Genomic DNA, 20,997 nt, shown 5'->3' with positions numbered 1-20,997 from the left:
TCGTTTTCTTTCGCTTCCCAGAAAAACAAAAAGCCAGCATTTCTGCTGGCTTTTTAATTTCCGTTTGACTCTTAACGCCCTTGGCGCTTATCACCTTGCTTTTGGCGAGAAGACGATTGACCGCCACGATTTGGGCCCGAAGAACCCGGACGTCCAGCACCGTTACCGCGTTTACCTTGAGCAGGTCTGCCGCTTGGCTTACCGTGCGCTGGCTTACCACCTTGAGCAGGCTTACCTTGCGCTGGTTTGCCTTGTGCAGGTTTACCCTGAGCAGCAGGCTTACTTTGCTGACCGCCACGACGTGGTTTGCGAGTATCACTTGATTCAACACGCTCTTCGTGACGACGCACTGCACGACGGATTTTCTGGCCACGTGCTTTACGTTTCTGCGCTTCAACCGTAATCATGGTTTCTTTCTCTGGTCGTAGCTCTACCAACTCACGCAGGTAGTTAACATCTTCCAGTTCCAGTTCCATCCAGCCACCACGAGGTAGCTCTTTGTTTAGATACAGATTGCCGTAACGCACGCGCTTAAGACGGCTTACCGTGACACCCTGTGATTCCCACATACGACGGACTTCGCGGTTACGACCTTCAGTGATCACAACATAGAAAGTGTGGTTCATGCCTTCGCCGCCAGCGTAAACAACATCTTCAAAACGGGCTTCGCCGTCTTCAAGTGTTACGCCACGAACGAGGTTTTTCACCATCTGCTCATTCACTTCGCCAAACACGCGAACCATGTATTCACGTTCTACTTGACGGCTTGGGTGCATCAAGCGGTTAGCCAACTCACCATCTGTGGTGAACAGCATCAAACCTGATGTGTTCGCATCCAAACGACCTACAGCTACCCAGCGGGCGCCATTGAGACGAGGGAGGCGATCAAAAACGGTACGACGACCTTCAGGGTCGCTGCGTGTGCACAACTCACCTTCTGGTTTGTTGTATGCCATTACACGGCACACAACTTCAGAAGGTGCAGCAACTTGTACACTGTGCCCGTCAACACGAATGTTAGCATTGACATCATCAAGGCGATCACCCAGTTTGGCAACAATACCATTGATACTGACGCGACCCTCTTGTATCAGGGATTCGATCTCACGACGAGAACCAAGACCTGCACGGGCTAACACCTTCTGTAATTTTTCGCTCATTTACGTTTACCTTACTGTCGCCTTCACAGGCGTCGATGTCGGAAAGAAACGCCCCAAAAAAGAGGCAACGGCGTATTATGCCAAAAGAGGCTCGAATACACCATTTCATTTAGAAAACACTGACCGACAGCAATGGAAATTTAGCGTTGCAGAGGCGGAAAGTTTCCGCCTCCATTCTCATCGCGCAACGTTAAGTTTATTCGAAGGGACTAGTATCGCCTGTACCATGACGGAGAATCACGGGTTCGCCGTCATCACTGAAGTCAACCACTGTTGTTGGTTGTTCCCCCAAGTAACCGCCATTAAGAATCACATCAACCGTGTGTTCCAGTTGGTCACGAATCGATTCAGGATCCGATTCGGTGTAGTCATTACCGGGTAAGATCAGCGACGTCGACATCATCGGCTCACCTAGAGCTTCCAATAGATCGAGTGCGATTCGGTTGTCAGGTACGCGAATACCAATGGTTTTTCGTTTCGGGTTCATCAAACGACGCGGCACTTCTTTCGTCGCTTTCAGAATGAAGGTGTACGGCCCTGGCGTGTTGTTTTTGATTAAACGATAAGCCGTATTATCAACACGCGCATAAACCGATATCTCTGATAAGTCTCGGCACAGTAGCGTGAAATTGTGTTTATCATCTAATCGACGAATACGACAGATTTTCTCTAGCGCTGACTTATTTTCAAGTTGGCAACCGAGGGCATAACCCGAGTCCGTTGGGTAAATAATGACACCACCATTACGCACAATAGCAACGGCCTGCGTAATTAGACGTGTTTGGGGATTCTCAGGATGTACATAAAAAAATTGGCTCATACTTCCTCCTGTAAAGGCACTACTTCCAATGTCGGCAACGTCCAAGATTCCCAGATTTCCGAGCACCCTTTCGGTAAGTATAAGTTACGCCCCAGCTCTAGCCAGGGAGAAGGGTAATGAAAATCAGAACCTTGGGAGCCTGCAAGACCAAATTGAATGGCATAGTCGCCCAATAGACGACGTTCATTCGGTGCTTGTTGAGGTTGAGCCACTTCCATTCCATCCCCGCCAGCATCAGCAAACGTTTGGAGCAGACGTTTCAACCATTTGGCCGTGAGTTTATACCGACCGGGGTGCGCAATCACCGCTTGACCGCCCGCTTTGTGAATAACATCAACTGCTTCTTCAATCGTGCACCAATTTGGCGGCACGTAGCCAGGGTTGCCGCGCGTTAGGTATTTTTTGAACACTGCCTGCATGGTTTTTACATAACCTTGTTCAACCATCCAACGGGCGAAATGCGCGCGAGTCAGCGGCACATCTCCCGCTAATGCTTTCGCGCCTTCTAGCGCGCCGGGCATACCTTGTTTATCTAAGCGTTCTGCAATCAATTCTGCACGTGCTTCTCTACGAATAGATTGAGCATCAATAAGCGCTAGAAGTTCGGGCGATTCAAGGTCAATGTTTAAGCCGACAATGTGAATATCTTTATTTTGCCAAACCGTCGAGATTTCGATTCCATTAACGATATGTAACGGAAGCTCAAAATCGACCACGGCCTGTTTCGCCGGCGCGATACCTGCAATGGTGTCATGATCGGTGATAGCTAGCACATTGACACGGAAATCAACGGCGCGTTTCACCAAATCTTCAGGGCTAAAACGTCCATCAGACGCTGTGGTGTGGCTGTGTAAATCAAATAGCATTAATTTTCTTCAATTCGTTGCTTGACTTTGCCGCCATACACTAGTTAACTAGTACACGATTACTAACTCAAATGGATTACGTCTTCATGGTACAGCATAACCTCATCCAACAAACAGCACTGATTAACTGGTGGTGGCACTCCCAATAGCGGGCGGTGTGATGAGTGATAGCCAAAAGAAAGACGTCACCAAGCCCGCATAACGCGGGTTTTTTTATATCTAAATTTTACCGCCCGGAATGCATTGAGCACCTTATTGAAGGTGGCGGCACCAAAAAAGGATTTTTAAGATGATCATCGTATTAAAACCCCAAACGACTGAGCAACAAGCAAAAGCTATTCTGGGCAAAATCGAACAAGCGGGCCTCAAGCCCCTTTATATGCCTGGGGTCGAACGTATTGTCCTTGGCGCATTGGGCGATGAACGCGTATTACAAAAACTGCACTTAGACAGCGACCCTATGGTGGAAGAGGTCAAGCCAATCCTGTCCAAATACAAAATGGTGTCCCGTGAAGTGCAGGCACACAACAGTGTTGTGCGTATTGGCAATATGCCAGTTGGTGGCAACAAATTCGCGGTAATCGCCGGCCCATGCTCAGTCGAATCCGAACAGCAATTGCTGTCTGTGGCAGATGTCGTAAAAAGTCATGGCGCTGGCGCGTTGCGAGGCGGCGCCTACAAACCACGAACCAGCCCTTATGATTTCCAAGGTATGGGCGTTGAAGGTCTCAAATTGCTGAAAAAAGCCAGCGAGGCAACAGGTATGCCCACCGTATCTGAAGTCATGGAAGTGAGTCAGGTTGATTCACTCTGTGAATACATTGATTGCCTTCAAATCGGTGCGCGAAATATGCAAAATTACGGATTGTTAAAAGCGGTTGGCGAAAGTGGCAAACCGGTCTTGTTAAAAAGAGGACTTTCCGCCACTATCGAGGAGCTGTTGCTAGCAGCAGAATACATTTATGATGCTGGCAACCCGAACATTATTTTGTGTGAGCGCGGCATTCGCACGTTTGAAACGGCAACCCGCAACACGTTGGATTTGAATGCAGTCGCTTATATCAAGCAGCGCAGCCACCTTCCAGTGGTCGTTGACCCGAGCCATGGCACGGGTGTTCGCGAGCTTGTGATCCCACTTTCTCGTGCGGCCGCAGCGGTAGGCGCCGACGGTATCATCGTTGAAAGCCACCTCAATCCAGCAGAAGCGCTGTCTGACGGACATCAAGCGCTCACCGGAGACATGTTCGCGCAGTTGATGCAGGAACTAAAACCCTTTGTAGAAGCAGCAGGGAGAACGCTGTGAAAAACCACGCTTTAGAACAAGGCGAACTCGACGTACTTAGCCTGGATGTGCCGTACGTCGCCGCTCCGACAGAATTGTATTCGGCGGTCTGCCAAGACCGTCCTTATAGCTTACTGCTCGAATCCGCAGAAGTGGATTCCAAGCAGGACTTAAAAAGTTTGATGCTCATCGATGCCGCCGTGCGTATCGTATGCCGCGACAGAACCGTAGAGCTCGAAGCCAAAACAAAGAATGGTAGAAATGTTCTTAGCGCAGTGGATGCTGAGCTTTCTAAGCAAGGTTTGGCGGTTGAGTCGCAACGTACTGATGATTTACTAACACTTCATTTTCCTGAGGAAAACCGCACTCTGGATGAAGACGCACGTTTACGTCAGCCTTCACCCTTTGATGCGCTACGTTTAGTTCAACATGCTTTTAATCTGGATGGATTGCCTGAACAAGCACTCATGATCGGTGGCTTGTTTGCCTACGATCTCGTTGCACAATTTGAGCATTTACCTGAGGTAGATTCAGGTAATCAATGTCCAGACTACCTGTTCTATGTCGCCGAAACATTGTTGGTGATTGACCACCAGCGGCGCCATGCCACCCTTCAAGGTACGCAGTTTGGCGGTGCAGAAAACACCGAAACGTATTTCGATCTTAGCCGTCGACTACAAGCCATCAAAGAAAGCTGCCTGAACCCTACTCCAATGCCAAATGCAGAGGTGGTAGATACTTCTCACCTCGACATCTCTGTCAGCGATGAAGATTTCTGCGCGGCAGTGGACGAACTCAAACAGTACGTGGTCAAAGGTGATGTGTTTCAGGTCGTGCCGAGTCGTCGATTCACACTGCCTTGCCCTTCTCCACTGAATGCGTATTTGAAGCTCAAACAAGGAAACCCAAGTCCATACATGTTCTACATACATGACACAGACTTCACCTTATTTGGCGCCTCTCCTGAAAGCGCACTTAAATACAGCAAAGATACCAACCAAGTAGAGATTTACCCGATTGCAGGCACGCGCCCTAGAGGTAAAAATCCAAACGGGTCAATCAACTTAGATTTAGACGGTCGGATCGAGCTAGAACTGCGCAATGACACCAAAGAGAAAGCCGAGCACATGATGCTGGTTGATTTGGCACGTAACGACGTAGCACGCATCAGTGAACCGGGAACTCGTTATGTTGCAGACCTATTGAAAGTAGACCGCTACAGCCACGTTATGCACCTCGTGTCCCGCGTTGTAGGTCAACTACGTAATGATCTGGATGCCCTTCACGCTTATCAAGCGTGTATGAACATGGGCACATTAACGGGCGCACCAAAGATTCGTGCTATGCAGCTGATTCGACAGTTCGAGAAAAGCCGTCGAGGTAGCTACGGTGGCGCAGTGGGTTACCTAACCGGTCACGGTGACATGGACACTTGTATCGTGATTCGTTCTGCGTACGTTGAAAATGGTATTGCTCAAATTCAAGCAGGTGCTGGCGTGGTTTTCGACTCCGTTCCTCAAGCCGAAGCTGATGAAACACGCGGAAAAGCGCAAGCTGTATTGACAGCAATTCGAGCAGCACACTCAGGAGGTGCACAATGAGCCAAGTCATTAATGCACACATCGTGCTGATCGATAACTTCGACTCTTTCACATATAACTTGGTCGATCAGTTTCGTTCATTGGGTTATCCAGTGAAGATTTACCGCAACAGTTTGTCCGCAGAGCAAATTGAGCAAGCCGTTAGTGAGCTCACTAACCCTGTTGTGGTGCTGTCCCCTGGCCCGGGTGCGCCATCAGAAGCAGGCTGCATGCCTGCACTGATCCAAAAACTGAAAGGCAAAGTGCCAATGATTGGTATTTGTCTTGGTCAACAAGCCATCACAGAAGCCTATGGAGGCGTAGTTGCTGGCGCGGGTGAAATTGTTCACGGGAAGGCATCCCAGATGACACATAACGCTCATGCCGTATTTGGCGACATTGAAAGCCCGCTCACTATTGCACGCTACCACTCGTTGGTTGCCACCAAGGTACCTGACTCACTGGATGTGATTGCAGATGTGGAAGGCTTAGTCATGGCAGTCGTGAACGACGCCGATCGCGTGGTCGGTTTCCAATTCCATCCAGAGTCAATTTTAACAACGAAAGGCGCAGACCTTCTAACAAATACAATCAACTGGGCGACACAGCCGCGCTGATGGACGACAAGACAAGGAGAGTAAACATGGACGCAATTATTAATAAGCTTTACGAACAAGAATCTCTGTCTCGTGAAGAAAGCCATCAGCTGTTCGACACCATTATCAAAGGTGAAATGGACCCTATCCTGTTGGCGGCAACGTTAACATCGCTAAAAATTAAAGGCGAAACGCCAGAAGAAATCGCGGGCGCGGCATCTGCATTAACGGAAAATGCAAACCCGTTCCCGTCACCAGACTATGATTTCGCTGACATTGTTGGCACTGGCGGTGACGGCTCTAACTCCATCAACATTTCCACGACAGCCGCCTTTGTTGCCGCAGCCTGTGGTGTAAAAGTTGCCAAGCACGGTAACCGAGGCGTATCGAGCAAATCCGGCTCTTCCGACTTACTTGCCGCTTTTGGTATTGATTTAGCTATGAGCCCAGAAACGGCACGCGGCGCATTGGATGATTTGGGCGTATGCTTCTTGTTCGCTCCGCAATATCACAGCGGTGTTCGCCACGCGATGCCTGTTCGTCAAACCATGAAAACACGCACCATCTTTAATTTGTTAGGCCCATTAATTAACCCTGCAAAACCAACGCTGGAATTGATGGGTGTCTATGACAAAGCCTTAGTAAGACCGATTGCAGAAACCATCAAAACCCTTGGCCTGAAACGCGCAGCGGTTGTTCATGGCAGTGGGCTTGATGAAGTCGCGATTCACGGTGAAACCACGGTGGCTGAGATTAAAGATAGCGTGATCACCGAATACACGCTGACACCGGAAGATTTCGGCGTTAACACCCACCCTCTCAAATCCATTGAAGGGGGCACGCCAGAAGAGAACCGGGAAATCATCACACAGATTTTGCAAGGCAAAGGGACAGAAGCACAGCAAAGCGCGGTTGCCGTTAACGTTGCACTTCTACTTCGCCTGTTCGGGCATGAAGATCTGAAAGCAAACACGCAAAAAGCGTTAGATGTGATGAACAGCGGTAAACCTTTCGAACTTGTTCAGCAACTTGCGTCACGGAGCAACTAATGGAAACGGTATTAGCAAAAATTGTTGCGGATAAGCGCATTTGGATTGAAGCACGCAGAGCGGCACAACCGCTAGACACCTTCATCAATGAAGTCGTCCCTAGTGATCGTAGCTTTTACGATGCGCTTTCAGGCAAACCAGCCAAGTTTATCTTGGAATGCAAAAAGGCCTCGCCATCAAAAGGCCTGATCCGTGATGACTTCGACTTGGATTACATCGCCAGCGTATACGGCAACCACGCCGCGGCGATTTCTGTCCTGACAGACGAAAAGTACTTCCAAGGTAACTTCGATTTTCTGCCACAAGTCCGCGGTCAAGTGCCTTGCCCAGTACTGTGCAAAGATTTCATGGTAGACACCTACCAAGTCTACCTCGCGCGTTTTCATCAAGCTGATGCCATTTTGTTGATGCTGTCTGTGCTCAACGACGACGAATACCGTGAGCTGTCTGCGCTTGCACACGAACTTAACCTCGGTGTGCTGACAGAAGTCAGCAACGAAGAAGAACTGGAACGCGCCATTGCACTTAAGGCAAAAGTGGTTGGCATAAATAACCGTAACCTTCGCGATCTAAGCATCGACCTAAACCGTACGAAAGAGCTCGCGCCGCGTTTGTCTGAAGACACCATCGTGATTTCAGAATCAGGTATCTATACCCATCAACAAGTACGTGAGCTTGCACCTTTCGCCAACGGCTTCTTGATTGGTAGCTCGTTAATGTCTGAAGACGATGTTGAACGTGCTGTACGTCGTGTACTTTACGGTGACAACAAGGTCTGCGGTTTGACACGTGCAGAAGATGCAAAAGCCGCTTACGACGCCTATGCCAACTACGGTGGACTCATTTTCGTTGAAAAATCACCGCGCTTTGTGGATGTGGATGCGGCTCGAAAAGTCATGGAAGGCGCACCGCTTGCTTACGTTGGCGTATTCCAAAACCATGAACGTTCAGAGGTTGCTGAGACAGCAAACGCACTATCACTGTCGGCAGTTCAGCTACACGGCAATGAAGATGGCGACTACGTGAAGGCGCTGCGTGAAGCATTACCAAACGACACTCAAATTTGGAAAGCCCATGGCGTGAGCGATACTGCTCCCACTTTGGAAGCCAATGCCGACAGAAACCTTTTCGATAGCCGCGTGGGAACACAAAGCGGCGGAACAGGCAAAGCGTTTGATTGGTCCCTCATTCCCGAGGATCGCAAAGACACCGTCATGATTGCAGGTGGCCTTTCAGAAGAAAACGCAAAAGACGCAGCACAACTGGGCTGCGCAGGACTCGATTTCAACTCTGGCGTCGAAAGCACGCCGGGTATCAAAGATAAACAAAAATTGGACGCTGCATTCTCAGCGCTTAGAGATTACTAAAGGACAGTTATGACTAAGTTGAATGCCTACTTCGGCGAATTTGGTGGTCAGTACGTACCACAAATCTTGGTCCCAGCACTGGACCAGCTAGAACAAGCGTTTATTGATGCGCAAAGTGACCCAGAATTTCAGAAGGAATTTATTGGCCTTTTGGAAGAATACGCAGGTCGCCCTACCGCACTGACGCTGACGCGCAACCTGACCAAAGGCACCAAGACCAAGCTTTACCTAAAGCGTGAAGACTTACTTCACGGTGGTGCCCACAAAACCAATCAGGTTTTGGGTCAAGCTCTGTTAGCAAAGCGTATGGGCAAGAAAGAGATCATCGCTGAAACAGGTGCGGGGCAACACGGTGTCGCAACAGCACTGGCTTGTGCTCTGCTAGATTTGAAATGTCGCGTTTACATGGGTGCAAAAGACGTAGAACGTCAAAGCCCGAATGTATTCCGCATGAAGCTAATGGGCGCTGAAGTGATTCCAGTTCACTCAGGCTCTTCAACCCTGAAAGATGCCTGTAACGAAGCCCTACGCGACTGGTCTGCAAGCTATGAAGATGCACACTACCTATTGGGTACGGCAGCAGGTCCTCACCCTTTCCCGACCATAGTACGTGAATTCCAAAAAATGATTGGTGAAGAAACCAAGCAACAGATTTTGGAGCGCGAAGGTCGTTTGCCTGACAGCGTCATTGCCTGTGTAGGCGGTGGTTCAAATGCGATCGGTATGTTTGCTGATTTCATCGAAGAATCTGATGTTGGCCTGATTGGTGTTGAGCCAGCAGGTTTAGGCTTGGACACAGACCAACACGGCGCACCACTCAAACACGGTAAGCTGGGGATCTTCTTTGGTATGAAATCACCACTGATGCAAGACCCGAATGGTCAGGTCGAAGAATCGTACTCCATCTCAGCGGGTCTCGACTTCCCATCTGTTGGCCCTCAGCACGCGCATTTGAATTCCATAGGTCGTGCGGAATATGTTGCGATTACCGATGATGAAGCGCTTGATGCTTTCCAAGAGTTGGCGCGACATGAAGGAATTATTCCTGCATTAGAATCAGCACACGCCTTGGCATATGCGCTGAAAATGGCACGCGAGAACCCAGAGAAAGAACAATTGTTAGTGGTTAACTTGTCAGGTCGTGGAGACAAGGACATCTTCACCGTGCACGACATTTTGAAAGAAAAAGGAGTGATGTAATGGCTGCGACCTTGTCTCACCGCTATGAAGCGATGTTTGAAAACCTCGATGCCAAAGGTGAAGGTGCCTTCGTTCCTTTCGTGACCATTGGCGATCCAAACCCAGCGCAATCACTAAAGATCATCGAAACCCTTGTGGCAAATGGTGCAGACGCACTGGAGCTGGGTATTCCTTTCTCTGACCCATTGGCTGATGGGCCGACGATTCAAGGTGCAGCAATCCGCGCATTGGATTCAGGTACCACACCAGACAACTGCTTTGACATTCTGCGTCAAGTGCGTGAAAACCACCCTGAGATCCCTATGGGTCTGTTGATGTACGCAAACTTAGTGTTTGCGAACGGTATCGACAACTTCTACGCAAAATGCGCCGATGCCGGTGTGGATTCGGTATTGATAGCCGATGTGCCAGCAGGCGAATCGAAAGAGTTTCGTGATTCAGCGGCAAAGCATGGTGTTCATGCCATTTTCATTGCGCCACCGAATGCAAACGAAGAAACACTGAAAACCATTTCAGAACTTGGCGGCGGTTACACCTATCTGTTATCTCGCGCTGGCGTAACAGGTGCAGAAACCAAAGCGGGTCAACCGATTGATCACTTGCTGAAGAAACTTAGCGATTACGGTGCGCCTCGCCCACTTCTTGGTTTCGGTATTTCCGAGCCGTCACAGGTGAAAGAAGCTATCGCGGCAGGCGCTGCGGGTGCCATTTCAGGTTCTGCCGTTGTCAAAATCATTGAGCGAAATGTTGATGACGAAGCCACCATGCTGAAAGAGCTCGGTGAGTTTGTGGTTAACCTGAAAGCCGCGACCGTCAAATAGCAAACCGATATTTCTAGTGTCACCATCAATTGGTGGTACTTGACGGCCATATTGCCTAAAAGGTCAGCAGCAATGCTGGCCTTTTCTATACCAAGCGACCATTCACGTTTTATCTAAAGCAAGATTTCTGTAAACTTCGTTATAACGCTTAAAGCCCCCACACAATGACAATTTCATTTTAATGGGAAGCAAACAAGGACAAGTACTTGCATGAAACAGCTCCTCGACTTCATCCCATTAATTATATTCTTTGCACTCTACAAGATGTACGACATCTACACCGCAACAGGTGCGCTAATCGTTGCAACGATTCTTCAAGTGATCTTGACGTGGGTTCTGTACAAAAAAGTAGAGAAAATGCAGATCGTCACCGCGACATTGGTCGCAGTGTTTGGCGGTATGACACTCTTTTTCCACGATGACAATTTCATCAAATGGAAAGTCACCATTGTTTACGCCTTGTTTTCTGTCGGCCTGATTGTTTCCCAAATCATGGGAAAACCATTGATCAAAGGTATGCTTGGCAAAGAAATCACTCTGCCTGAAACTGTGTGGCGTAACATCAACAATGCTTGGGTTGCCTTCTTTGCTGTGCTGGGGGTGCTTAATGTCTATATCGCTTATACCCTGCCGTTGGACGTGTGGGTCAACTTCAAAGTATTTGGCTTAATGGCGATCACATTGGCGTACACGCTGGCTACAGGGGTATATATTTACAAGCATTTACCCAAAGACACCGATTCAGAATAATGAATATGGGCAGCATCATCTGCCCAATTTCGCGACTTAAACACCTCATCTCGGAAGTAGTAAGATGTCGGAAACAAACAATTGCCCACGTGGTCAACTATTGCTGCGTACATTGGCGATGCCCGCTGATACCAATGCCAATGGCGATATTTTTGGCGGCTGGATCATGTCTCAATTGGATTTGGCTGGTGCCATTTTGGCGAAAGAGGTCTCCCACGGTCGAGTTGTCACCGTCTCTGTCGAAGAGATTGTATTCAAAACCCCAGTATCGGTCGGTGATGTCGTATGCTGTTACGGTGAATGCACCCGTATTGGGCGCACGTCCATGAGTGTTAGCCTTGAGGTATGGATCAAGCCCGTCGCGACCGATGGCGTGGGTCAGCGGAAGAAAGTCTGCGAAGCAACGTTCAATTATGTGGCGATTGATGGTGACGGCCGCCCAAGAGCGATAAATAAGTCATAAATCAGACAATAGCGTCAGCATGAATCTTTAGCCTTGCTTACAATAGGCCAATGAAACAAGAAACGAATTAACGCGGAGAGAACACGGATGTGGTACGTCATTTTTTCACAAGATGTTGAAAACAGTTTGCCATTACGCCTACAAGTAAGAGAGCAACATTTAGCACGATTGCGCGAATTGGATTCACAGGGACGCTTATTAGTTGCTGGCCCTAACCCTGCCATCGACAGTGAAGACCCAGGCGAAGCGGGATTCACAGGTTCAACCGTTATCGCAAAATTTGATAGCCTCGACGATGCAAAAGCATGGGCTGATGCTGACCCTTATATCGACGCTGGCGTCTACAAAGACGTTATCGTTAAACCTTTCAAGAAAGTGCTTCCAGCCTAACTGGCTGACAGCAAACGCATAGGACCCTGTAATGCGAAAATTTTCAACAACAGGTCGAATCGCTTTAGCTGGTGCCGTTGCACTGATGCTATCTGCTTGTTCGACTACCTCAGATCAAGAAATCGCTGAATCGTTCGCAGAGCAACGTGCCGACATACTCAGCAAAATTGTTCCAGTGAACATGAACGGTTATAACTTGGTCCGCGCTAAAGCCAACGGCTCTGAGATTGAACTCACCTTACTTTACGCAGAAAGCGGTGACGTTGCGCCAGCTGCTCTGGTCGAAAAATTGAAAAAGACCTACTGCACGGACAACGAAATTTTGTCTCTGCTAGAGAAAGGCGTGAGTTACAAACTGTTAGTGAGAGATGCTCGCGGACGCCCAGTATTTGATCGTGTAATATCGGAAAACGACTGCACTGCGTCATAAGTTTTCAGCGTATTCTCGATATAAAAAATCCCGCTAATGCGGGATTTTTTAACGCTATTACAAACGTCTGAATCGATATCGTGCCATCAGTGTCGACGAAATATCACGCTCACGGCGCCTGAAAGCCAAGAATAAATGACATCACTTTTTCACGGGGCATTTCACAGGGTTTGAGTGACCAGACATCATCGATCAAATACAAGTTTCCGCTGATGAAATCCTTGCCTGATAACGACTCTGCAAACACTTTTACCGCATGACCATGACCATAACGTTTTATCGTCAATCCCCAACGACCATTTTGGTAGATCACCTCATGATGACCTGACTCCAATTCACTGATCCGTTGAAAAGCGTCCATGTTGTGTCTCCGCCATTAACCCTGACGTTTAAAGTGCATCACTTTCAGCGCGCTGTCTGTATCAATATCTTCAAATTCTGGCGGATTATCTAAACGAGAAACAAATTCAAACTCAGGTGCGCACTCAGCCATTTGTTCCATCAAGAAACTTGGCTGAATATCTGGTGCATTAACACATGCCAGCACGTCCCCACCTTTTTCAACAAGATCAGGTAAGCGACGCAATATCTTTGCGTAGTCCTTAGTCAACACGAAGCTGCCTTTCTGGAATGAAGGCGGATCGATAATGACCAGATCATATGGGCCATACTTTTTAACTTTGCCCCATGATTTAAATAACTCATGCCCCAAGAACGCCACTTGATTGAGGTTATGTTGGTTGAGTTGGTGGTTTTCACGACCACGAGACAATGATGACTTTGCCATATCTAAGTTAACGACTTGGTCAGCCTTTCCTTCAACCGCGGCAACAGAGAAACCACAGGTATAAGCAAATAAATTCAGCACACGTTTATGCTTGGCGTTGTTTTGCACCCACTCTCGGCCTAAACGCATATCAAGAAACAGCCCATTGTTTTGGCGTTTACCCAAATCCAACTTATAAGTAAGCCCATTCTCAATCACATTGATTTGCTGTGGTTGCTCACCCACTAGGGTCTCTGTTTCAGCGCCTTCACGGTCACGGTGTTGTAAAACTACCGTTGTGCCACCAGCGTTCTTCCATATGTCGCTCTGGCAAAATTTTTCTATTCCATCACGAAGAACTTGATAGAACGAAGGGTCAGCCTCTTTAAAGATCGCAATTTGTAGCACACCTTGTCCCAGCCAGTCAGCTGTGATCTGCTCAAGGCCTTCATAGCAACGACCACGACCATGGAAAACGCGTCTAACTTCATTCCCACACGCTTTAATACGCTCAGAAACAACATCAAAAAACGTCTCTAATGCATCAGGATTCATCATGATTGGTTTCCTTTGGTTCATCGTTAACAAGGCTAGACAGTTCAACAGGCGCGCCGCTCATCTGGAGGTTATAGAATTCACAGTTACGGCGTGTACGTGTGCGGGCGACTTTCTTTTTATGCTGTCGTCTAATATTCGCCAACGCCCACAGGCGAGATTGTTTCAAGCTACGGTTCTTACTGCGAGCATGTTGCATGCTTATCTCCAACGCTCTCCATCTAAGGAGATCCGTGGCCTGTAAAACACAGACCACCACGATTATTTTTTATTAGGTAATTTTGGCCACGACAACGCAGACGGTGTTGACCACTCTTCGGGAAGCATCGACCACATTTCGCCAACTGAGGGAGGCAAGAGAAATTCAAAGCGCTCTCCGGCATGCTCAAACTGTAATCCATAGGCATGTAAGTAACCTCGATCAGCCGTTGCACCACCGTAAATCTCGTCCCCCAAAATCGTTGCGCCTACACTTTTCAGTGCTACACGAATTTGATGCGTTTTCCCCGTATGCGGTTTGCATAAAAACAAACGACGACCTTCTCCGCCCGCCGTTGAAAAAAACTGAGTAACCGCTGGATTAATTTTGCTAGGCAGCAATTTCCACATTGAACGACGGCTTTTCGTCATATCACCAATGATGATGCCCTGCTTTTTGGCTGGCTTTTTCGCAGACACCGCCACATAAAATTTCTGCACTGTCTTTTCAGCAAACATTTGAGAAAGCGAAGATGCAGCAGCTTGATGACGCCCAAGCAGCAAAAGCCCAGATGTCATTTTATCAAGTCGATGGATCAGATAGAGCTGCTTATCACCGGTGTGCTTTGCGATTTCGGCGAGTAAAGGTTGCTCATTGTCGTCTTTATGAACACTGATCCCCGGATGCTTGTCGATGACAAGAAAGTCTTTATTTTGAAAGACCAGACTAAACATGCCTAATCCCATTGTTGTAAGTCATAGATGTGTGATGAGTAATTGAATCAGCGCCGAGTGTAAACGGAATGGCGCTCTGGGAGAAGTCGCTGGTAGTAGAAACACAAAATCCCCAGCATGCTGGGGATTTTGTACCCAAACAATCTGAATATGCAAGATTCAGATTGATTGGGCATATTTACCAAAGAATTTATTTCAGCAATGGCCAGAAAAACACAAGTGCCATCAAGATTGGGCAAACTATACGTACATAGGTCGGCCACACTTTCCAAAACAAGCTGTTTTCTAATTCTGGGCTTCCTTGACTTAGCTCTTCCAACACTTGGTTACGTTTCCAGATCCAGCCAGCAATCAATGCCATTATCACACCTAAAATCGGCTGCATATATTCCGTCGTTACACTGATCACCGTACCAAACATGCTGCCAAAGTTGAAAATGATGACCGCTGAAAATAACGCGATTGCACCGCCTACCCACCAAGACACGGTCTTACGGTCTTTGTTGAGTTCCTCAGATAAACACGCAACGGGGACTTCAAGCATTGAAATCGATGACGTCAGCGCCGCAATGACCATCAAGGCAAAGAAAGCAACACCAACAACCAAACCCGCACTCCCCATGGTATCGAACATGGCAGGAAGCACGTTAAATACCAAGGTATCACCATCTAACAATGCGCCGCTTTCGCTATAGATCTGTACGCCATTCTTTTGCGCCACAAACATGGCTGGCAAAATCAACAGACCCGCGACAAACGCAACACCGGTATCAAGCAGTGCGACTTGAGCAGCCGTCTTTGGAATATCCGCATCTTTACGCAAGTAAGAACCGTACACCATCATGGTACATACACCGATGGAGAGCGAGAAAAAGGCTTGCCCCATCGCGCTCACCATAAGATCGGGCGAGAAGTGAGATGTATCAGGGACAAGGTACATTTTCAGGCCATCAATCGCGCCAGGCTGAAACAAGGTATAACCAACCATCGCAATGAACAGCACAAACAATACCGGCATCAAACGGGTCGACCACTTTTCGATACCGTCAGCAACGCCATTGCGTACAACCAAGATAGTCAGCACCATGAACACCGCCATCAGCACTAGGTTTCGTTCAGTGCTAAAACCTTCAAGCCAAGCCGCTGCATTTTCGAACCCGGCAACGCTCAGTAGAGGGCCAATCAGGAAGCCAAAGAACCAGCCTGCGACAATCGCGTAAAAACTCAAAATACCACTCACACCCAACATGCCAGCAATACCGACCGTTGACCCAAGCGCCTTGTTCTTCGGTGCAACAGAAATTAAAGAACGAATAGGGTTAGATGCACCAAATCGGCCGATTGTTAGCTCTGCCACTAACAATGGATATGCCAAAATGAAGACCATGGCCAAGTAGGTGATTAAAAATACAGCGCCGCCATTACTGGCCGCCTGAGTGGGAAAGCCCCAAATATTACCTAAACCAACGGCTGACCCTGCCGCCGCCAAAATGAATCCTAATCGGGAGGAAAACTGGGCTCTGTTACTGCTTGCCATACACACTCTCTAATACAAACGATGATGTTGATATCCATACCCAGCGTCTACTGCCAGTCCATGGCACTCCCCTGCCCAGTGATGTAAACTTATTCTTACACTGGACAGGTGACCCGTTTTCGAAACGAGCATGGCAAGTAAACCAGTTCTGAATTAAAATTTGAAGCGTTCGCGCTATATTTTTCTTTCAGGCGATATATACCTCCAATTACCACCCCATCATCGTTACTTTATAAATCAAATAATCACACAAAAAATTAACAACGGACATTTCGTTGTCACACCTCACACGTAATTATTCATGTTTGCTACTTCGAGACACTAAATTCAGTGCATAGTGAGAGTGTTCCCTCTATATTGGATAACGTCTTGAACTAAATAGATTGATATGGAACAGATTTATCAGATCCTCGTATGGGCTAGTGTTTTCTTTTATTGGTTGCTCATCGCAGGTGTAACCATCCGAGTTGTGCTCAAACGGCGAGCTTTGGGTGTATCAATTGCGTGGCTGATGATCATCTACATTATTCCTATCGTGGGGGTCATTCTTTACTTGCTGTTCGGCGAACTGAACTTAGGTCGTAAACGCGCTGAGCGAGCCAAATCCATGTTTACCCCCTACCTTCGTTGGCTTGAAACACTCAACGAATGTGAGGCTCATCGCCCCCACCATCACAGTTTTCTAGCAAGGCCCGTCCACGACTTATGTTTACGCCGAGCAGGCATTCCTGCACTTGCTGGCAACCAACTCTCTTTGCTTAGTGAAACCAACGACATTTTGCGCAACATTGCTCAAGAGGTTAAACAGGCAAAGTCCTCTATCAATATGGTGTTCTACATTTGGCATCCCGGTGGGCACGCTGATGATGTCGCCCACGCAATTTGTTCCGCGGCAAAGCGAGGTGTCACTGTTCGAGTACTGCTTGATTCTGCAGGTAGCAAAGCGTTCTTTAGGAGCCACTGGCCGGATTCGATGCGTAAAGCAGGCGTCGAGTTAATCGAAGCACTGGCCGTCAGCCCAGCCCGTATGTTTTTGCGCCGCTTGGACATTCGTCAACATCGAAAAGTTGTCATTATCGACAACAAAATCGCATACACTGGCTCCATGAACATGGTCGATCCACGTTTCTTCAAACAAGATGCGGGGGTTGGGCAATGGGTTGATATCATGGTTAAGGTAGACGGTCCGTCAGTACCGATCCTAAACAGTATTTTTGCGTGGGATTGGGAATTTGAAACGGGCCTTCGCTATCTGCCTGATCTTCCTCAATGCAGCCTCATCGAACAGCACCAACATGCGAATCATTCAGTACAAGTTGCTCCCTCTGGCCCTGGTATGCCAGATGGCATCATCCAACAAGTACTTATGCTAGCCATCCACCAAGCGAAAAAAAGCCTCACGATAACCACCCCTTATCTGGTGCCTAGTGAGAGTCTGTTAAGCGCACTCCAAACCACCGCTCAACGTGGTGTTACCGTCAACATTATTATTCCTGCGAAAAACGATAGCCTCATGGTGGATTGGGCGAGCCGATCATTTTTTAATGACCTGCTGCGTGCTGGTATTAATATCTATCGATTTAACGGCGGTCTACTGCATACAAAGTCAGTCATGGTTGATGACAATTTTTGCTTGATGGGTACAGTAAATCTCGACATGCGCAGCTTGTGGCTGAATTTCGAACTTACTCTATGTGTTGACGACCCAGACTTTTGTGAAGAAATGATTGCTATACAGCAGTCTTATATCTCTGACTCCTCGATTGTGAGCCTAGAGCAATGGTCAAAACGCTCAATACTCAACCGCCCAATCGAGCAATTTTTCTACATGTTCAGCCCACTACTTTAAAAAATATTGATGTTGCTTCCATTTTTCGCCATGAGCATTGTGATATTTGGCTTAAAAAAGTGTTACACACATCACGATTTATGTTTATTTACAAATATTTAAGTACAATATAAACATTCGATTCGGTTGACATGAGATTGATATTTCACCGCCAACGGTGACAAATCAGGCGACGATATATACAAGCCATCTCATCCATAAGACAGATGAATTTCTAAGCTAAACATAAGCCCTTTTAATTCAGTTAATTAGACTTAAATATTTGTAAATCCTCACCACTCCATACTCTCACTTAGAGAGTGTCTAGCAGGTTAGACTTTTTCTTGAAGTCAGCGGTACTATGCGCGCCTCTTTCCACACATTTTTAGATAGTGACTATCGTGTATATTCAATCGGAGCTCAGCTCTTTGTGTCGGCTGATTGCCCTTAAATCTGAAAAACGAGCGCAAGACTGGCTTGAGAGCAAGGGAATTTGTATCAGCTCTGAGCAAGCAATCACCATTATGGCTGTCTCAAAAGAGAATGAGCTTCGCCAAGGTGATTTGATGGGCATGCCGTATCTAGCCAGTGAGAAATCGAAAGTCAGCCGTATCGTTCAAAGTCTCGTTATGGAAGGTTATGTTCTGCGACGCGATGACTTGAATGACCGACGCTCAAAGATCTTAACATTGACAGACAAAGGCCTCTCAATGGCAGAGCAATTAGAGCAGACAGAGCTCTTTAACAGAGAATTAGTTAACAACCTATTTTCGCAAGAAGAAATGTACACGATCCAAACATCACTGCAAAGAATCGCCAGCGCGATGTGACGCCAAAAAGCCTGACCTAGCGTCAGGCTTTTTAACTATCTACGATAGAGATTCGTCAAAAAGCACCCCACTTCTATCTATTTCCTCGTCCCAAATTACCGCATTCAATACGAGAAAAAAGTTTCATTTATGCATCATAGTTTTGCCGCATTTATCGTGTTTTTTGGCAAAAGCCCTTCGATCTTTATGCATCTTGTTGTCTACACTCAATGAGTAGTACGGGATGACGCACAGAGGGACAACACATGTTGGCAAGACGTAGAAACTACCTGTTGAAAGACACCAAACAACTCCACGCAAATGTTCATGTAATCCCAACAGGAACAATAGAAGTGGAAATCGTAGAAAAACACCAATGTCACGCTGCAGAATTTGAACATCTTAGATTTGAACGCAGTGGAAGAGTGACTAAATTGGTTGGCAAACACACGTCAAATGGCAAACCCGTTCAATGGCAACTACCGCTTGCTAACGATGATGCAAAAGAGCTGGAAAGCCTAATAGAACAAGCAACAGAAGAACTAGAAATATTAATGAGAGATTTATAACTAAAGCAGCAAAAGCCATGCCTCTTCTAGCGCTGCCTCGGCAGCGCATTTTTTTCTTGTAGCTCTGGAGCATAACTCAATAGTTCTACATAATGGAATGAGTTAACTCAGCACTAAGAGCCCGCATGTCTCGAGATATTTTCAACACCATTGACTTAAATCTACTGCGTGTATTCCTCGTATTGTTTCAGGAGCGAAACACCAGAAAAGCAGCGGAAAGACTTTATGTCACTCAACCTGCAATTAGTCAGAATCTCAAGAAGCTACGCCATTTTTTCAATGATGATCTTTTCGTCAAAGTGCCCACAGGGTTACAACCAACCCCAGTAGCCGAAGAAATTGCCAAAAAAGTCATCCCTTCTTTAAACAGCATGCAGTCCGCCCTTAATGAATTAGGTAATTTTGATCCGCTAACAGAAACCAAAAAAATCCGCATTGCCCTCGCACCTCTTGTCATGATTAGCCTAGCTGGCACGTTTATTCTGGATTTAAAACAAAAAGCGCCCAACCTTGACGTAGAAATCGTCAATTGGTCATCAACAACATTCGAAGATATCGAAAGTGGACTTCTGCTTGCTGGAATATCTTATGCGGACGACCGTATACCAAAACATATCAGGGCCATTGAAATCGCACGAGTAACCGCTTGCTGCGCTGTTAGGCACGACCATCCTCTTCAAGGAGAATCCGCAACACCGGAAGAGTTTTCCGCTTACGATTTAGCTTCATTACTCATTCCAGGCTGGAGCGAAGATATGCCTCTTGCCGCCAAAAAGATGCAGGCGTTATCGCTTCCATACAACATTGGATTTCGATCAGCCTATCCAATGGCCATTGTTGATGTTATTCAAAAAACCGACATGTTCTTTGCCACAAGCAACTTATTCCCCTTTGGCAACTACCCGTCTATTAGGCGAATAGACATCGCCACACGAGACTTCGAACTCGACTATGCCGTTAATTGCTTTTTTCATCAGCGCAATACTAACGACTCACTAACCCAGTGGATAAATGGCCTAATTAAAGAAGAACTTAAACAAGTCATCCAATAATCATCACTTATTACGGTGATAAACAGCCCTTATTACGAATCATGATCAAACGTCCCTAATATTGCTTTTGCCAACTGGAAAAGGCGTTAAAAACAGCAGGGACGCTCTTTATACATCCATAGAGAGCAATCATGAAACGTAAACTAATCGCAGCATCCCTATCTCTTTTCCTCC

23 protein-coding genes and 1 other annotated feature are annotated in these 20,997 nt (G+C 47.2%); of the genes, 15 read left to right on the top strand and 8 right to left on the bottom strand.

Going from position 1 to position 20,997, the window contains the following annotated elements:
• Nucleotides 1-71: 71 nt before the first annotated feature.
• The 3 genes from rluB to rnm form a co-directional block, all read right to left on the bottom strand.
• Nucleotides 72-1,160, bottom strand: coding sequence for a 23S rRNA pseudouridine(2605) synthase RluB (gene rluB, locus LRP50_RS23585; RefSeq protein WP_274166872.1), 1,089 nt, complete (start codon nucleotides 1,158-1,160; stop codon nucleotides 72-74).
• Nucleotides 1,161-1,356: 196 nt separating this feature from the next.
• The gene (locus tag LRP50_RS23580) at nucleotides 1,357-1,980 is read right to left on the bottom strand and encodes an L-threonylcarbamoyladenylate synthase (protein WP_028025208.1); all 624 of its coding nucleotides are present in this window, start codon (nucleotides 1,978-1,980) and stop codon (nucleotides 1,357-1,359) included.
• Nucleotides 1,977-2,846 (bottom strand): RNase RNM, encoded by an 870-nt coding sequence (rnm, locus tag LRP50_RS23575; RefSeq protein WP_274166871.1) that lies wholly within the window; start codon nucleotides 2,844-2,846, stop codon nucleotides 1,977-1,979. The genes LRP50_RS23580 and rnm overlap by 4 nt, the downstream gene beginning before the upstream one ends.
• Before the next feature lie 125 nt (nucleotides 2,847-2,971).
• Nucleotides 2,972-3,063 (top strand) — a sequence feature (Trp leader region).
• Nucleotides 3,064-3,135: 72 nt separating this feature from the next.
• On the opposite strand from rnm, the gene aroF reads away from it, so the two are divergent.
• The 11 genes from aroF (at nucleotide 3,136) to gspS2 (ending at nucleotide 12,774) form a co-directional block, all read left to right on the top strand.
• A complete protein-coding gene (gene aroF / locus LRP50_RS23570; protein WP_274166870.1) occupies nucleotides 3,136-4,149 on the top strand; it encodes a 3-deoxy-7-phosphoheptulonate synthase in 1,014 nt (337 codons plus the stop codon).
• Entirely contained in the window at nucleotides 4,146-5,729 is a 1,584-nt protein-coding gene (locus LRP50_RS23565) for an anthranilate synthase component 1 (protein WP_274166869.1), read from the top strand. The genes aroF and LRP50_RS23565 overlap by 4 nt, the downstream gene beginning before the upstream one ends.
• Entirely contained in the window at nucleotides 5,726-6,325 is a 600-nt protein-coding gene (locus LRP50_RS23560; RefSeq protein ID WP_274166868.1) for an aminodeoxychorismate/anthranilate synthase component II, read from the top strand. Before LRP50_RS23565 ends, LRP50_RS23560 begins: the two co-directional genes overlap by 4 nt.
• A gap of 26 nt (nucleotides 6,326-6,351) precedes the next feature.
• Entirely contained in the window at nucleotides 6,352-7,353 is a 1,002-nt protein-coding gene (gene trpD, locus LRP50_RS23555; RefSeq protein WP_274166867.1) for an anthranilate phosphoribosyltransferase, read from the top strand.
• Nucleotides 7,353-8,720 (top strand): bifunctional indole-3-glycerol-phosphate synthase TrpC/phosphoribosylanthranilate isomerase TrpF, encoded by a 1,368-nt coding sequence (gene trpCF / locus LRP50_RS23550; RefSeq protein ID WP_274166866.1) that lies wholly within the window; start codon nucleotides 7,353-7,355, stop codon nucleotides 8,718-8,720. The genes trpD and trpCF overlap by 1 nt, the downstream gene beginning before the upstream one ends.
• Before the next feature lie 9 nt (nucleotides 8,721-8,729).
• A complete protein-coding gene (gene trpB / locus LRP50_RS23545; protein WP_274166865.1) occupies nucleotides 8,730-9,920 on the top strand; it encodes a tryptophan synthase subunit beta in 1,191 nt (396 codons plus the stop codon).
• Nucleotides 9,920-10,741, top strand: a complete 822-nt coding sequence (gene trpA, locus LRP50_RS23540; protein ID WP_274166864.1) for a tryptophan synthase subunit alpha — start codon at nucleotides 9,920-9,922, stop codon at nucleotides 10,739-10,741. The genes trpB and trpA overlap by 1 nt, the downstream gene beginning before the upstream one ends.
• A gap of 210 nt (nucleotides 10,742-10,951) precedes the next feature.
• Entirely contained in the window at nucleotides 10,952-11,491 is a 540-nt protein-coding gene (locus LRP50_RS23535) for a septation protein A (RefSeq protein ID WP_274166863.1), read from the top strand.
• Nucleotides 11,492-11,555: 64 nt separating this feature from the next.
• Nucleotides 11,556-11,954 carry an acyl-CoA thioester hydrolase YciA gene (gene yciA / locus LRP50_RS23530; RefSeq protein WP_274166862.1) on the top strand — a complete coding sequence of 133 codons (399 nt, stop codon included), beginning with the start codon at nucleotides 11,556-11,558 and terminating at the stop codon, nucleotides 11,952-11,954.
• Between the two features lie 87 nt (nucleotides 11,955-12,041).
• Nucleotides 12,042-12,344: a YciI family protein gene (locus LRP50_RS23525; protein ID WP_274166861.1), complete on the top strand. Its 303-nt coding sequence runs from the start codon at nucleotides 12,042-12,044 to the stop codon at nucleotides 12,342-12,344.
• Between the two features lie 31 nt (nucleotides 12,345-12,375).
• Nucleotides 12,376-12,774, top strand: a complete 399-nt coding sequence (gspS2, locus tag LRP50_RS23520; RefSeq protein ID WP_274166860.1) for a type II secretion system pilot lipoprotein GspS-beta — start codon at nucleotides 12,376-12,378, stop codon at nucleotides 12,772-12,774.
• A 109-nt stretch (nucleotides 12,775-12,883) separates the two neighbouring features.
• Here gspS2 and LRP50_RS23515 read toward each other — a convergent pair whose 3' ends face one another.
• The 5 genes from LRP50_RS23515 to LRP50_RS23495 all read right to left on the bottom strand — a co-directional run bounded on the left by LRP50_RS23515 (nucleotide 12,884) and on the right by LRP50_RS23495 (nucleotide 16,565).
• A complete protein-coding gene (locus LRP50_RS23515) occupies nucleotides 12,884-13,135 on the bottom strand; it encodes a hypothetical protein (protein ID WP_274166859.1) in 252 nt (83 codons plus the stop codon).
• Between the two features lie 15 nt (nucleotides 13,136-13,150).
• Nucleotides 13,151-14,098 carry a class I SAM-dependent methyltransferase gene (locus LRP50_RS23510; protein WP_274166858.1) on the bottom strand — a complete coding sequence of 316 codons (948 nt, stop codon included), beginning with the start codon at nucleotides 14,096-14,098 and terminating at the stop codon, nucleotides 13,151-13,153.
• Complete coding sequence (locus LRP50_RS23505; RefSeq protein ID WP_274166857.1) at nucleotides 14,085-14,294, bottom strand: hypothetical protein; 210 nt, start codon at nucleotides 14,292-14,294, stop codon at nucleotides 14,085-14,087. The genes LRP50_RS23510 and LRP50_RS23505 overlap by 14 nt, the downstream gene beginning before the upstream one ends.
• Before the next feature lie 62 nt (nucleotides 14,295-14,356).
• Nucleotides 14,357-15,028 carry a TIGR01621 family pseudouridine synthase gene (locus tag LRP50_RS23500; protein WP_274166856.1) on the bottom strand — a complete coding sequence of 224 codons (672 nt, stop codon included), beginning with the start codon at nucleotides 15,026-15,028 and terminating at the stop codon, nucleotides 14,357-14,359.
• A gap of 190 nt (nucleotides 15,029-15,218) precedes the next feature.
• Nucleotides 15,219-16,565, bottom strand: coding sequence for a sodium-dependent transporter (locus LRP50_RS23495; RefSeq protein ID WP_274166855.1), 1,347 nt, complete (start codon nucleotides 16,563-16,565; stop codon nucleotides 15,219-15,221).
• Between the two features lie 388 nt (nucleotides 16,566-16,953).
• Between LRP50_RS23495 and cls the strand changes: the two genes are divergently transcribed.
• The 4 genes from cls (at nucleotide 16,954) to LRP50_RS23475 (ending at nucleotide 20,823) form a co-directional block, all read left to right on the top strand.
• Nucleotides 16,954-18,414, top strand: a complete 1,461-nt coding sequence (cls, locus tag LRP50_RS23490; protein ID WP_274166854.1) for a cardiolipin synthase — start codon at nucleotides 16,954-16,956, stop codon at nucleotides 18,412-18,414.
• Nucleotides 18,415-18,794: 380 nt separating this feature from the next.
• Entirely contained in the window at nucleotides 18,795-19,223 is a 429-nt protein-coding gene (locus LRP50_RS23485) for a MarR family winged helix-turn-helix transcriptional regulator (protein ID WP_274166853.1), read from the top strand.
• Nucleotides 19,224-19,468: 245 nt separating this feature from the next.
• Nucleotides 19,469-19,771, top strand: coding sequence for a hypothetical protein (locus LRP50_RS23480; protein ID WP_274166852.1), 303 nt, complete (start codon nucleotides 19,469-19,471; stop codon nucleotides 19,769-19,771).
• A gap of 125 nt (nucleotides 19,772-19,896) precedes the next feature.
• Nucleotides 19,897-20,823 (top strand): LysR family transcriptional regulator, encoded by a 927-nt coding sequence (locus LRP50_RS23475; RefSeq protein ID WP_274166851.1) that lies wholly within the window; start codon nucleotides 19,897-19,899, stop codon nucleotides 20,821-20,823.
• Nucleotides 20,824-20,997 lie beyond the last annotated feature (174 nt).

This window comes from Enterovibrio gelatinilyticus (genome assembly GCF_028683095.1).
Taxonomy (GTDB): Bacteria; Pseudomonadota; Gammaproteobacteria; order Enterobacterales; family Vibrionaceae; genus Enterovibrio; species Enterovibrio gelatinilyticus.
The sequence above is the reverse complement of the archived record's forward strand: the minus strand, read 5'-3'. Positions and strand labels throughout refer to the sequence as shown.

Coding starts and splice junctions, on each gene's coding strand:
- trpD (WP_274166867.1), top strand. CDS start 6,352: ATGGACGCAATTATTAATAAGCTTTACGAACAAGAATCTCTGTCTCGT.
- yciA (WP_274166862.1), top strand. CDS start 11,556: ATGTCGGAAACAAACAATTGCCCACGTGGTCAACTATTGCTGCGTACA.
- LRP50_RS23475 (WP_274166851.1), top strand. CDS start 19,897: ATGTCTCGAGATATTTTCAACACCATTGACTTAAATCTACTGCGTGTA.
- LRP50_RS23500 (WP_274166856.1), bottom strand. CDS start 15,028: ATGTTTAGTCTGGTCTTTCAAAATAAAGACTTTCTTGTCATCGACAAG.
- trpCF (WP_274166866.1), top strand. CDS start 7,353: ATGGAAACGGTATTAGCAAAAATTGTTGCGGATAAGCGCATTTGGATT.
- LRP50_RS23495 (WP_274166855.1), bottom strand. CDS start 16,565: ATGGCAAGCAGTAACAGAGCCCAGTTTTCCTCCCGATTAGGATTCATT.
- LRP50_RS23525 (WP_274166861.1), top strand. CDS start 12,042: ATGTGGTACGTCATTTTTTCACAAGATGTTGAAAACAGTTTGCCATTA.
- cls (WP_274166854.1), top strand. CDS start 16,954: ATGGAACAGATTTATCAGATCCTCGTATGGGCTAGTGTTTTCTTTTAT.
- LRP50_RS23580 (WP_028025208.1), bottom strand. CDS start 1,980: ATGAGCCAATTTTTTTATGTACATCCTGAGAATCCCCAAACACGTCTA.
- LRP50_RS23510 (WP_274166858.1), bottom strand. CDS start 14,098: ATGATGAATCCTGATGCATTAGAGACGTTTTTTGATGTTGTTTCTGAG.
- LRP50_RS23535 (WP_274166863.1), top strand. CDS start 10,952: ATGAAACAGCTCCTCGACTTCATCCCATTAATTATATTCTTTGCACTC.
- trpB (WP_274166865.1), top strand. CDS start 8,730: ATGACTAAGTTGAATGCCTACTTCGGCGAATTTGGTGGTCAGTACGTA.
- aroF (WP_274166870.1), top strand. CDS start 3,136: ATGATCATCGTATTAAAACCCCAAACGACTGAGCAACAAGCAAAAGCT.
- gspS2 (WP_274166860.1), top strand. CDS start 12,376: ATGCGAAAATTTTCAACAACAGGTCGAATCGCTTTAGCTGGTGCCGTT.
- LRP50_RS23515 (WP_274166859.1), bottom strand. CDS start 13,135: ATGGACGCTTTTCAACGGATCAGTGAATTGGAGTCAGGTCATCATGAG.
- LRP50_RS23560 (WP_274166868.1), top strand. CDS start 5,726: ATGAGCCAAGTCATTAATGCACACATCGTGCTGATCGATAACTTCGAC.
- LRP50_RS23480 (WP_274166852.1), top strand. CDS start 19,469: ATGTTGGCAAGACGTAGAAACTACCTGTTGAAAGACACCAAACAACTC.
- rluB (WP_274166872.1), bottom strand. CDS start 1,160: ATGAGCGAAAAATTACAGAAGGTGTTAGCCCGTGCAGGTCTTGGTTCT.
- LRP50_RS23505 (WP_274166857.1), bottom strand. CDS start 14,294: ATGCAACATGCTCGCAGTAAGAACCGTAGCTTGAAACAATCTCGCCTG.
- rnm (WP_274166871.1), bottom strand. CDS start 2,846: ATGCTATTTGATTTACACAGCCACACCACAGCGTCTGATGGACGTTTT.
- trpA (WP_274166864.1), top strand. CDS start 9,920: ATGGCTGCGACCTTGTCTCACCGCTATGAAGCGATGTTTGAAAACCTC.